The following is a 14,601-nucleotide window of genomic DNA, read 5'->3' on the forward strand; positions in this document are numbered from 1 at the left end:
ATGAAGCGGTTTGATCGTGCGATCCGGTCCATTAAGGACATCCTGAAAAGCACCGCCCGCGGCATCATGGCCGTCCGGGGGGGCCGGTTCCGCCTCGGCGTCGAATTCCTCGAAGACCGCCTCGCGCCGACTGCGGACCTGACCTACCTCGCCCAGGCGGATGGGGCCGCGACCTTGCGGCTGATCGATGGGTGGCTCCAACTCGTGGATACCGCCGACCCGAATCACGTCCTCGCGGCGGGCGATTTCGACCGGATCTTCGGCGGCGTGCTGATCGACGCCAACGGCCACGTCCTGACGCTGACCGTGGACCCGTCCGTACGCCAGGTCCGCGGGGGGATCACGTTCGACGGCGGGGGGACCGGCACGCTGGTCGGCCCTACCTACGACGCGACGTGGGGCGTGACCGGCGACTCCGTCGGCTACCTCGGGTCGTCGAAGTTCCTCGCGTTCCGGGGCGTGGCGAACCTGAGGGGTGCGGCCGGGAACCAGGACACGTTCGTCTTCGCGCCCGGCGGGACGCTCCCCGGCGTGATCGACGGCGGCCCGGCCGGGTTCGACTCGCTCGTCATCCACAACCAGGGGGCCGAGCGCGTCGTGTTCCGCGCCACCGGGCCGGACTCGGGCAGCGTGGAGATCGACGCCGCCGTCATCCGGTACGCCGGGCTCGAGCCGATCACGCTGACCGGCCCGCTGACCGACGTGTCGGTGATCGGCAGCGGCGCCGCCGACCGGATGCTGCTCGAAGACCTCGGCGGCGGCGTCCTGCGGGTGCGGAGCGCCGACGTGGTCCCGACGTTCGAGAGCGTCGAGTTCACCACGCCGAGCGCCTCGCTGACGATCAGCGGCGGGGGCGGCTCGGACACCGTCACCGTCGTCGGCGCCGTGGGCCTCGGCGCGGCGGCGCTGACCGTGGGGGCCGAGACGATCGCGGTCCCGGCGGGCACGTCGCTGACCACGACGGGGGACGTCGCACTACTGGCCCGCGCGCAGGGCGCCGTCACCTCCGCGGCCACACCCGCGCCGGTGAACCTGGCGGCCGAGGTCGTCGTCCAGGGGTCGATTCAAACGCCGGGCGGCGTGACCATCGACGCCACCGTGGCGAACACCGTCACCCTGACCGCGCCGGGCCTGCCGGCGAACCTGTCGCTCACGTCGGCGTCGAGTGCGGTCGCGGAGATTCGCGCCGGCGGCGTGGTGACGGCGGGCACGCTGCAACTCACCGCCCACACCACGACCGCGGTCACGGCCACGGCCGCGAACGCGATCGCCGGCACGATCGGCGTCGTGTCGAACCAGACGACGCACGCGGGCATCGTGGGCGGCGGCCGGGCGGTGGTCGGCGGCGGCGCGATTTCGGGCACGGAGCCGGCCAGCGCCCTCATTCAGGCCGTCGACGATTCGCACCTCGTCGCGACCAGCTCCGACTTCGCCCCGTCGTCCGGCTACGACTTCAGCATCCTCAGCAACTCGATTCGGCTCACGCGGGACACGCAGGCCTATATCACCGACCTCCCGGGGACTGCGAACGTCGCCCTGACGACGACCGGGCTGGCCCACCTCGACGCCGTGAACCGCGGCGAGGTCGCCAACACCATCGTGTCGAGCTTCGTGGGGACCGTCGAGAACATCGTTTCCGACACGACGCGCGCCACGCTCACGAGCGCCAACCTGAACGTCGGCGGGCTCGCCCAGGACGCGCTGAACGCGACCACGTACACGGCATCCGCGAAGGGCGCCGTCAACGACATTTCCGGCGGCACGACCGCGCGGGTGGTCGGCGGCACGGTCGCGGCCGGGACCGGGGGCGTGCATCTCTCCGCGATCGACGCCGGGGTGCTGACCGCGGAATCGACCGAGCTGTCGCTGAACGTCGGGCTGAGCGGGTTGACCTCGTCCGTGTCCGTCGGCGTCGCTCACGCCAGCAACACGCTGGACCGCGCCACCGAGGCCTCGATCGGCGCCGCGTCCGCCGTCACGGCGACGGACGGCGACGTGGAGCTCCTGGCCGAGTCGGCCACGAAGCTGACCTCCTCCGCGCGGGCGACCGCCGTCACGACGACGGGCGTGCTCCCGTTCAGCATCTCGTTCGGCCTCGGCGGGCTGTTCGTCACGAACACGCTCCTGGGCGGCGTCGGCGCGTTCACCGACGGCAGCAGCGTCAGCACCGTCGGCTCGGGCGACGTCCGGTTGGACGCGACGAATTCGTCGGTCGTCAACGCGGTGTCGGAGGTCAGCGCCCGGACGGCGACGACGACGGCCACCCTCGGCGCGACGGGCGTGGCGGCGGGCGTGGCGATCGCCCTGAACGCGATCGGCTGGCGGATCAACAACCTCGCCCTGGCGACGCTCGACAGCCTGGTCGGCACGCAGCTGGGGGATGTCGAAGCCCCGTTCCTGACGCAGGCGTACACCCGCAACTCCGCGGTCACGACCGCCGGCGACCTGCAGATCAACGCCGACAGCGCCCCGCAGATCAACGCCACGGTCAGCAACGCGGCCACGTCCACCACGTCGGGCCTGTGGCGGGCGAGCGGGACGGCCGCGGGTGGCATCCTGGCGACCAACAAGGTCAGCAGCGGGGCGAAGGCGTTCGTCGAAATCACCGCCACGCACACGGTCGGCGACACGCCGGGTTCATTGCTGCCGGGCGCGACGGTGTCGCTCGGCGTCGGCCGGGTGTTCCGGTACGTCGGTCCGGCGATCAACACGGGGCCGGTCAACCTGTCCGCGCAGAACTATGGCAACGCGAGCCTCTGGCAGCCGATCAGCGAGGTGACGGCCGCTGGGGCGATGACCGTGGACGCCCACGACGACGCGGGCGTGTATTCGAGCGTCAAGCTGGTGGTCTCGTCGATCACCACCAACATCGGGCTGTTCGGCTTCATCCAGAACGCCGACAACGCCACGCTCCCGTCGGACTTCACCACGAGCGCCGGCACGACCGCCGTCGCCTTCGGCCAGCGCGTGCGGCTGGCGAGCGACTTCGCGTCGCCGCTCGCCACGGCGGGCACGCTCGGCACGCAGACCGTCGCGGTGACGCCCGGCTCCGTGGTGAAGCTCGGCGACGACTACGGCCAGGCGCGGCTGACGACGGCGTCGGGGATTCGCCTGCTCAAGTTCGGCTCGCTCGTGGCCGTGGACGAGGGCTACGACGGCGGTGGCGGGGACGCCGGCGTGGTCTACCGGTACGTCGGCGGCAGCGGCCGCTACGACCTGGGCGCGCAGGACTACAGTGACGCGAGCCGCTGGCAGGCGGTGGGCGGCAACCCCGGCAGCGTCTACCGCTACGTCGGCGCCGCGCAGCCGCTCGACCTGAACGGGCTGGACTACACCGACGACTCGGAGTGGGTCGAGGTCGGCGGCACGCCGGGGAACGTGTACGAGTACATGGGGCCGGGCGAGACGCTGGACCTGCGGACGCAGAACTACACCGACCTGGGGTTCTGGCGGCGCGTGCTCGGGACGCGGCTCCTGCCGGAAGGCTTCAACGTCTCCCAGTCCAGCTCGACGAGCGTCGGCGGGGTCGTGGCGCTGAACGACGTGCGGAGCGACGTGGAGGCGGCCGTCCGCAACGCCACCGTGTCGGCGGACAGCCTCGCCCTCACCGCGACCGCGCAGGCGGTGATCCTTGCGGCGACGGACAGCACGATCGCCTCGTCGGGCGGCAGCTCCTGGACGGGGCAGGGCACCTCGCTGGCCGTCAACGGTGTCATCACCACGAACCGCGTCCTCGGCGGCGCGAGCGCCTTCGTGACAGACAGCACCGTGACGACGGCGGGCGACCTGACCGTCGGCGCGGAGTACCTGTCGCAGATCGACGCGAGCACCAAGGTGGCGTCCACCTCCGGGGCGAACTCGGTCGGGATCGCCCTGGCGTTCAACACGATCGGCTGGGGGCCGTCGAACGTCCTGTTCAACACCCTCGACGGCCTGCTCGGCGACCCGCTCGTCTCGACGGCGTTCGGGGGCGAGCAGCCGGCGCAGACGCTGGCGTTCATCACCAACTCCCGCGTCCAGGCCGGCGGCGCGGTCGAGGTGTCGGCGGTCGCCGCGGAGCAGATCAACTCGGACGTCGGGAACGACGCGACCTCGGCCCCCGCGGCGGTGTTCGGCGCCGCCGGGATGAGCGTCGGCGCCGTGCTGGCGAGCAGCATGGTGAGCGCGCGGGCGTACGCCTACGTCGATTACCTCCCGCTGGTGACCGACCTCACGCCGGCCAACACGCCGCCGCGGTTGCTCCCCGGCGCCCGCGTCGCGGTGGACGCCGCGCACGTGTACGAGTACGTCGGGCCGGTCGCCGCGGCGCCCAACCTGTCCGTCGCCGCACAGCAGTACGCCACCAGCGCCGACTGGCAGCAACTGAACCTCGTGGACGCGGCCGGCGGCGTCACCATCACGGCCGAGGACGCCGCCGGCATCGACTCCGCCACGACGATGTACGGCGAGGTGTCGCCCACGAACGACGGCGGCGCCGGCATCCTCAACGTGTGGGCCGGGCGAATCCAGGACGAGTACACGTACACCAGCAAGTCCGGGGTGCGGACCGTCCAGTTCAACGACCGCGTCCGCGTCGCCGACGACTTCGCCGACCCCGACGTCGCCGGCAAGGTCTACTTGTACATGGGGACCGCCCAGTCCCTCGACCTGGACGCGCAGGACTACAGCGACTTCGAGTTCTGGAAGGAGCTGACGCCGACCGACCTCATCACCGCGTCCCTGGCGTACGCCGTCCTCGGCGAGATCGGCACGCGGCTGAACAAGGGCCTGATCGGCGCCTCGAACAGTTACTTCGGGCTCATCGACCACAACGACGTCCGCAGCGACGTACGGGCCTATGTCCAGAATCAGACGGTGACGGCCGGCGGGACGGTGAGCGTGACGGCGGTGGAAGGGGCCGTCATCACGGCCTTCGACGAGAGCGTCGTGGCGCCGTGGGAAGGGCTCGGCGCCGTCATCGTGACGAACGTCGTCCTGAGCCAGGCGACCGCGTCCATCACCAGCAGCGACGTGACGACGACCGCCGGCGACGTGGTGGTGGACGCCTCCAACGTGTCGGAGATCGACGCGACGGCAACCAGCCGCATCGAGGCGTGGGACGCCACGAGCGCCGTACTGGCGTTCAACACCATCGGCTGGCGGCCGTCCAACCTCCTGTTCAACGCGGTCGATGCGCTTCTGGGCGATCCGCTAGTCTCGACCGCCTTCAACGGCGAGCAGCCGGCCGCGACGCGGGCGTTCATCCTCGACGCCACCATCGACGCGGCCGGCGACGTGACCGTGACCGCCAGCGGCGAGGCCCAGCTCAACGCCGTGGCCGGGAACGACAACGTCGTCGAGGCGGCGGTCGATTTGCTGTTCTCCCCCACCGCCGGTCAGGCGGCCGGGGACGGGAAGGCCGCCGGCTACGGCGCGACCGGCGCGGCGGGCGGCTTGCTGCTGGCGTCGAACAAGGTGTCGAGCTTCGCCTCCGCCTCGATCGACTTCACGGGCCCGGGCCGCGGCGTGGTGACGGCCGCGGGCGCCGTGACGGTGCTGGCGCAGGACACGGCCGGGATCGAGTCGCACAGCTCGGTGGTGCAGGACGTGGCCACGACCAACGACCTGACCGGCCTCATCCCCATCGTCAACAGCGTCCTCCTGCCGAACGACTACAAGTACACGACCGCGTCGGGCGTGCAGGCGATCCAGCCGGGCGACAAGGTGCGGCTCGGGAGCGCCTACGCGAGCGGCGGCGACACCGGCAGCCTGTACAAGTACGTCGGCGCGGCCCCGCTCCCCGCGGCGGACCTGGGCGCCACCGACTACAGCGACCCGCTCGCCTGGATGAAGCTCGTCGCCGGCAGCGCCAGCGACATCGCCAACCTCTACCCCGGCATCGGCAACTTCCTCGACTCCGACGCCCGCGCCATCGGCGTCATGGTGATCCTCAACGACGTCCGCAGCGCCGCGACCGCCTACGTCCACAACACGACCCTGACGGCCGCGTCGGTCGCGGTGACCGCGGTCGAGGCCGCCGCGATTGTGGCCGACGCGCAGATCAACGTGTCGGCGTCGGGCGGCAGCTTCTACGGCACCGGTACGGTGCTGGCCGGCAACGGTCAGGCCGTCACGAACATCGTGCTCAGCAAGGCGGTCGCCGACATCCAGGACAGCGACGTGACGGCCGACACGGTCGCCGTCGAAGCCCACAACACGTCGATGATCGACGCGACGATCCTGAGCGCCACCTCGACCGGGGCCGACGGCTTCGGGTTCACGCTGGCGTTCAACACCGTGGGCTGGAAGGCGCAGAACCTCCTGTTCAACGCCGTGGACGCGCTGCTCGGGGATTCGCTGATCGCCAACGCCTTCGGGGCCGAGCAGCCCGCCGAGACGCGGGCGTTCATCCGCAACTCGACGATCAACGCGACGGGCGACGTAACGGTGCTGGCGGACAACGCCGCCCAGATCAACGCGACCGTGAGCAACGCCGCCGAGTCCGCGGCGTCCGCGATGTTCGGCGCGGTGGGCAAGAGCGTCGGCGGGGTGCTGGCGAGCAACCGGGTGAGCAGCACGGCCACGGCTTCAATCGAGAACCAGTCGGTGACGACGGCGGGCGCGGTGGTGGTGTCGGCCGAGGACCACGCCGGCATTTACGCGAACAGCAAGATCGTGTCGTCGTCGGTCACGACCAACGACGGCGGGGCGGCGGTCCTGCAGAGCCTGATCAACCCCTTCCTGTCGGCCGATTTTCACACGTCGGAGGGGGTACGCGACCTGGAGTTCGGGGACCGGGTGCGGCTGGCGAGCGACTTCGTCGTGGACGACTACACGACCGACTCGGGCGTGCAGACGGTGGCCCCCGGGCAGGTCGTGCGGGTGGGGGACGACTACGGCGCGGCGACGTTCACGACGGACTCGGGGAAGCGGCTGCTGTCCCCCGGGGACGCGGTGCAGGTGGCCGACGGGTACGACGCCCTGCTGGGGACGGCCGGCGAGGTGTACCGCTACCTGGGGGCGCGGGGCCGGGTGGACCTGGGGGTGCAGGACTACACCGACTCGGCGCGGTGGGCGGTGGTGGCGGGGGAGGCCGGGGCGGCGCTGCGGTACGCCGGGGCGGCGCCGCTGACGGCCGACCTGGGGGCGCTCGACTACCGCGACCCGGCCGTGTGGGTGAAGGTCGCGGGCAAGCCCGGGACCGTGTACACGTACATGGGCACGGCGGCGACCCTCGACCTGGGGACGCAGGACTACACCGACCTGGGGTTCTGGAAGCCGGTCCCGGTCACCCAGATCATCCCGCAGGGGAACAACGTCTCCGACTCGGACGCCATGGCCCTCGGCGGGCTCGTCGTCCGCAACGACGTGCGCAGCGCCGTCGCCGCGTACCTGCAGAACACGACGGTGGTGGCGGACAGCGTCCGCGTGACGGCGGTGGAGGACGCGGTCCTGCGGGCGGCGGCGGACAGCACGGCGGTGGCGTCCGGCGGGAGCGCGTACGGGTCCGGGACCGTGCTCGCGGTGAACGCCACGATCGCCACCAACCTGGTCCTGTCGGCGGCCGACGCCTTCATCACGGACAGCACGGTGACGACGCCGGGTGACGTGACCGTGGCCGCGGCGAACACGTCGCAGATCGACGCGACGACGCTCAGTTCGACGACCAGCGGGGACACCGCGGTCGGGGTCGTCCTCGCGTTCAACACCGTCGGCTGGCAGGCCCAGAACGTCCTGTTCAACGCCCTCGACGCGCTCGTCGGCACGAGCATCGGCACCGAGCAGCCGGCGCGGACCCGGGCGTACCTCCGCGACACCGCGGTCGCCGCCGGCGGCGACGTGTCGGTGACGGCGGACTCGGCGGTCCGGCTCAACGCGGTGGTGGGGAACGAGTCCACGTCGGCCGCGGCGGCGCTGATCGGGGCGACCGGGGCCGCCGGGAGCGGGGTGCTGGCCAGCAACCTGGTCAGCAGCACGGCGACCGCGTTCGTCGAGTACACGACGCCGGCGCGGGGCACGGTGACGGCCGGCGGGGCGCTGCTCGTGGCCGCCGCCGACGACGCGACGATCGACGCCGACGCGACGCTGGTGGCGGCCGCGTCCACGTCCAACGACGGCGGCGTCGGCATCCTCAACACCCTCATCAACACCCTCCTCGACGAGTACCAGTTCACCACGAAGTCCGGCTCCCGGGCGGTGGCGTTCGGCGACCGGGTGCGGGTGGACGACGCCTACGCCGGCGGCGGCACCGCGGGCGCCGTCTACCAGTACATGGGGACCGCCGCCACGCTCGACCTCGGCGCGGCGGACTACTCGGACTACGGCTTCTGGAAGGAGCTGAGCCCGTCGAACTTCCTCCCGACCGGCTACAACGTGACCGCGTCCGACTCGATCGGGGTGGGCGGCCTCGTCGTCCGCAACGACGTGCGCAGCGCCGTCGCGGCGACGGTCACGCACGCGACCGTGGATGCGGCGTCGGTGGCGGTGACGGCGCTCGAGCACGCGGCGATCGCCTCGACCGTCGACAGCGCCGCCAGCGCCTCGGGTGGCAGCGCCTACGGGACCGGCACCGTGATCGCCGTCAACGCGACGATCGCCACCAACCTCGTCCTGTCGTCGGCCTCGGCGACGATCGTGGACAGCGCGGTGACGACGTCGGGGGCGGTCCTGGTGGACGCCCAGAACATCTCCAACGTGGACGCCACGGTCGTCAACTCGGCGACGAGCGGGGACACGGCGGCGGGGGTGGCGCTGGCGTTCAACACCATCGGCTGGCGGTCCCAGAACCTGCTGTTCAACACCATCGACGCGCTCCTCGGCACGGACATCGGCACCGAGCAGCCGGCGGCGGTGACGGCGACGATCGTGGACACCCCGCTGAACGTCGGCGGCGACCTGACGGTCACGGCGCGGGCGGACGGGCAGGTGTCGGCGGTGCTGGACAACCGCGCCGTGTCGTCGGCCGGCGCCCTGGTGAACGCCACCGGGATGGCGGCCAGCGCGGCCCTGGCGAGCAACCGGGTGAGCACCCGCGCGACGGCCTACGTCGACGACACCGCCGGCGCACCGGGAGTCGTGGCGGTGGGCGGGGCGCTGACGGTGGCGGCGGAGGACGGGGCCGGGGTGAACGCCGAGAGCCACCTGATCTCGTCGTCCACGACGGTCAACGACGGCGGCGCCAGCATCCTGAGGGCGTACCTCGCGCGGCTCGACGAGTACTCGTACACGACCAAGTCCGGCGTGGTGGTGGTCACCGGGGTCAACGCGCCGGCGTTCGACTTCACGTCGGCGGCGACGAGTCAGGCGGTGGCGCCGGACCAGCGGGTGAAGGTGCTGGCCGGGTACGACGCGAAGAAGGGGGTGGCGGAGGCCGTGTACCGGTACCTCGGCGCGGCCGGGACGCTGAACCTGAGCACGACCGACTACACCGACCAGTCGCAGTGGCAGCGGGTCGCGGTGGCGACGCCGGACCTGGTGCGGGTCGCGGCCGACTACGACCCCCTCAAGGGCGACGCCGGCGCGGTGTACCGGTACGTCGGCGGGTCGGGGACGATCGACCTGGGGGCCGAGGACTACACGAACGCGGCGCGGTGGCAGAAGATCACCACCTCGACGGCCGACTACGTCCCGAACATCGGCAACGTGACGGGCTCGGACGCGAAGTCGGTGGGCGGGCTGGTGGTCCGCAACGACGTCCGCGGGGGCGTGACGGCGTACCTGCACCACCTGACGGTGAACGCGCCGTCGGTGGCGGTGACGGCGGTCGAGCAGGCGGTGATCACGGCGGCCGGGGAGAGCACCACGTCGGCGTCGGGCGGCAGCGCGTTCGGGACGGGGACGGTGTGGGCGGTCAACGGCGTCATCGTCACCAACAGCGTCCGGGGCAGCGCGGACGCACACCTGGACGAGGTGACGGTGACGACCGGGGACGTGACGGTGGCCGCGGAGACGGCGGCGCTGGTCGACGCGACCCTGCACGTGGCGAACACGTCGGGGGCGCTGGCGGCCGGGGTGGCGCTAGCGTTCAACACGGTCGGGTGGAACCCGGGGAACCTGCTGTTCCAGAGCCTCGACGCCCTGGTCGGGACCAACATCGGCACCGAGGTGCCGGTCGCCACGACGGCGTACATCCTCGACTCCACCGTCAACGCGACCGGCGACGTGTCCGTCACGGCGGTGTCCGAGGCGCAGATCAACGCCACCGTCAGCAACGCCGCCAACTCGGCCGCGTCCGCGCTGTTCGGCGCGACCGGGTCGGCGGCGAGCGGGGTGCTGGCGAGCAACATGGTCAGTAGCAGCGTCACGGCCTCGATCACCAGCACCCCGGTGACGGCGGCGGGGGCGGTGGTGGTGTCGGCCGAGGACCACGCGGGGATTTATTCGAACAGCAAGATCGTCTCCTCCTCGATCACCACGAACGACGGCGGGGCGGCGATCCTGCAGGGGTTCGTGAGCACCTTCCAGCAGGCGGACTTCACCACGTCGGAGGGGACGCGCGCCGTCGAATTCGGCGACCGAGTGCGGCTGGCGAGCGACTTCGTGGTGGACGACTACACGACCGACTCGGGCGTGCAGACGGTGGCCCCCGGGCAAGTCGTGCGGGTGGCGGACGACTACGCCGCGCCGGCGTTCACGACGGACTCGGGGAAGCGGCTGCTGTCCCCGGGCGACACCGTGCAGGTGGCCGACGGGTACGACCCGCTGCTGGGGACGGCCGGCGAGGTGTACGTCTACCTCGGCGCCCGCGGCCGGGTGGACCTGGGCGTCCAGGACTACACCGACGCGGCGCGGTGGGCGGTGGTGGCGGGCGAGGCCGGGGCGGCGCTGCGGTACGCCGGGGCGGCCCCGCTGACGGCGGACCTGGGGGCCCTCGACTACCGCGACCCGGCCGTGTGGGTGAAGGTCGCGGGCAAGCCGGGGACCGTGTACACGTACATGGGGACCGCCGCGTCGCTCGACCTGGCGACCCAGGACTACACCGACCTGGGGTTCTGGAAGCCGGTGGCGGCGACGAACCTGATCCCGCAGGGGAACAACGTCTCCGACTCGGACGCCATGGCCCTCGGCGGGTTGGTCGTCCGCAACGACGTGCGCAGCGCCGTCGCCGCGTACCTGCAGAACACGACGGTGGTGGCGGACAGCGTCCGCGTGACGGCGGTGGAGGACGCGGTCCTGCGGGCGGCGGCGGACAGCACGGCGGTGGCGTCCGGCGGGAGCGCGTACGGGTCCGGGACCGTGCTCGCGGTGAACGCCACGATCGCCACCAACCTGGTCCTGTCGGCGGCCGACGCCTTCATCACGGACAGCACGGTGACGACGCCGGGTGACGTGACCGTGGACGCCGCCAGCACGTCGCAGATCGACGCGACGACGCTGAGTTCGACGACCAGCGGGGACACCGCGGTCGGGGTCGTCCTCGCGTTCAACACCGTCGGCTGGCAGGCCCAGAACGTGCTGTTCAACGCCCTCGACGCGCTCGTCGGCACGAGCATCGGCACCGAGCAGCCGGCGCAGACCCGGGCGTACCTCCGCGACACCGCGGTCGCCGCCGGCGGCGACGTGTCGGTGACGGCGGACTCGGCGGTCCGGCTCAACGCGGTGGTGGGGAACGAGTCCACGTCGGCCGCGGCGGCGCTGATCGGGGCGACCGGGGCCGCCGGGAGCGGGGTGCTGGCGAGCAACCTCGTCAGCAGCACGGCGACCGCGTTCGTCGAGTACACGACGCCGGCGCGGGGCACGGTGACGGCCGGCGGGGCGCTGCTCGTGGCCGCCGCCGACGACGCGACGATCGACGCCGACGCGACGCTGGTGGCGGCCGCGTCCACGTCCAACGACGGCGGCGTCGGCATCCTCAACACCCTCATCAACACCCTCCTCGACGAGTACCAGTTCACCACGAAGTCCGGCTCCCGGGCGGTGGCGTTCGGCGACCGGGTGCGGGTCGACGACGCCTACGCCGGGGGCGGCACCGCGGGGGCGGTGTACCAGTACATGGGCACGGCCGCGACGCTCGACCTCGGCGCGGCGGACTACTCGGACTACGGGTTCTGGAAGGAACTGAGCCCGTCGAACTTCCTCCCGACCGGCTACAACGTCACCGCGTCCGACTCCATCGGCGTCGGCGGCCTCGTCGTCCGCAACGACGTGCGCAGCGCGGTGGCCGCGCACGTCACGCACACGACCGTCGGTGCGGCGTCGGTGGCGGTGACGGCCCTGGAGCACGCGGCGATCGCCTCGACCGTCGACAGCGCCGCCAGCGCCTCGGGTGGCAGCGCCTACGGGACCGGCACCGTGATCGCCGTCAACGCGACGATCGCCACCAACCTCGTCCTGTCGTCGGCCTCGGCGACGATCGTGGACAGCGCGGTGACGACGCCGGGGGCGGTCGTGGTGGACGCCCAGAACATCTCGAACGTGGACGCCACGGTCGTCAACTCGGCGACGAGCGGGGACACGGCGGCGGGGGTGGCGCTGGCGTTCAACACCATCGGCTGGCGGTCCCAGAACCTGCTGTTCAACACCATCGACGCGCTCCTCGGCACGGACATCGGCACCGAGCAGCCGGCGGCGGTGACGGCGACGATCGTGGACACCCCGCTGAACGTCGGCGGCGACCTGACGGTCACGGCGCGGGCGGACGGGCAGGTGTCGGCGGTGCTGGACAACCGCGCCGTGTCGTCGGCCGGCGCCCTGGTGAACGCCACCGGGATGGCGGCCAGCGCGGCCCTGGCGAGCAACCGGGTGAGCACCCGCGCGACGGCCTACGTCGACGACACCGCCGGCGCACCGGGAGTCGTGGCGGTGGGCGGGGCGCTGACGGTGGCGGCGGAGGACGGGGCCGGGGTGAACGCCGAGAGCCACCTGATCTCGTCGTCCACGACGGTCAACGACGGCGGCGCCAGCATCCTGAGGGCGTACCTCGCGCGGCTCGACGAGTACTCGTACACGACCAAGTCCGGCGTGGTGGTGGTCACCGGGGTCAACGCGCCGGCGTTCGACTTCACGTCGGCGGCGACGAGTCAGGCGGTGGCGCCGGACCAGCGGGTGAAGGTGCTGGCCGGGTACGACGCGAAGAAGGGGGTGGCGGAGGCCGTGTACCGGTACCTCGGCGCGGCCGGGACGCTGAACCTGAGCACGACCGACTACACCGACCAGTCGCAGTGGCAGCGGGTCGCGGTGGCGACGCCGGACCTGGTGCGGGTCGCGGCCGACTACGACCCCCTCAAGGGCGACGCCGGCGCGGTGTACCGGTACGTCGGCGGGTCGGGGACGATCGACCTGGGGGCCGAGGACTACACGAACGCGGCGCGGTGGCAGAAGATCACCACCTCGACGGCCGACTACGTCCCGAACATCGGCAACGTGACGGGCTCGGACGCGAAGTCGGTGGGCGGGCTGGTGGTCCGCAACGACGTCCGCGGGGGCGTGACGGCGTACCTGCACCACCTGACGGTGAACGCGCCGTCGGTGGCGGTGACGGCGGTCGAGCAGGCGGTGATCACGGCGGCCGGGGAGAGCACCACGTCGGCGTCGGGCGGCAGCGCGTTCGGGACGGGGACGGTGTGGGCGGTCAACGGCGTCATCGTCACCAACAGCGTCCGGGGCAGCGCGGACGCACACCTGGACGAGGTGACGGTGACGACCGGGGACGTGACGGTGGCCGCGGAGACGGCGGCGCTGGTCGACGCGACCCTGCACGTGGCGAACACGTCGGGGGCGCTGGCGGCCGGGGTGGCGCTAGCGTTCAACACGGTCGGGTGGAACCCGGGGAACCTGCTGTTCCAGAGCCTCGACGCCCTGGTCGGGACCAACATCGGCACCGAGGTGCCGGTCGCCACGACGGCGTACATCCTCGACTCCACCGTCAACGCGACCGGCGACGTGTCCGTCACGGCGGTGTCCGAGGCGCAGATCAACGCCACCGTCAGCAACGCCGCCAACTCGGCCGCGTCCGCGCTGTTCGGCGCGACCGGGTCGGCGGCGAGCGGGGTGCTGGCGAGCAACATGGTCAGTAGCAGCGTCACGGCCTCGATCACCAGCACCCCGGTGACGGCGGCGGGGGCGGTGGTGGTGTCGGCCGAGGACCACGCGGGGATTTATTCGAACAGCAAGATCGTCTCCTCCTCGATCACCACGAACGACGGCGGGGCGGCGATCCTGCAGGGGCTGATCAGCACGCTGCAGTCGGCCGACTTTAGCACGTCGGAGGGCGTGCGCGACCTGGAGTTCGGGGACCGGGTGCGGCTGGCCGACGACTACCTCGTGGACGACTACACCACGGACGCCGGGACGCAGACGGTGGCCCCCGGGCAGGTCGTGCGGGTGGCGGACGACTACGGCGCGGCCGACTACACGACCGACTCGGGGAAGCGGCTGCTGTCCCCCGGCGACACCGTGCAGGTGGCCGACGGCTACGACTCCCTGATGGGGACCGGCGGCGCGGTGTACCGCTACCTGGGGACGCGCGGCCGGGGGGACCTCGGCCTCCAGGACTACACGGACGGCGCGCTGTGGGCGGTGGTCGCGGGGGAGGCGGGCGCCGCCTACCGGTACGTCGGGGCGACCCCGCTGACGGCCGACCTGGGCTCCCTCGACTACACGGACGCGGCCCTGTGGACGCTC

The 14,601-nt window shown here is 72.2% G+C and carries 1 protein-coding gene (running past one end of the window); it reads left to right on the forward strand.

Going from position 1 to position 14,601, the window contains the following annotated elements:
• A protein-coding gene (locus tag ETAA1_RS30725) for a hypothetical protein (protein ID WP_145244411.1) crosses the window boundary here: on the forward strand, positions 1 to 14,601 show its 5' portion. It continues 32,553 nt past the right edge of the window; 14,601 of the gene's 47,154 nt are visible here — the first part of the coding sequence; the start codon lies at positions 1 to 3; its stop codon lies beyond the right edge, outside the window.

Source organism: Urbifossiella limnaea (genome assembly GCF_007747215.1).
Classification (GTDB): Bacteria; Planctomycetota; Planctomycetia; order Gemmatales; family Gemmataceae; genus Urbifossiella; species Urbifossiella limnaea.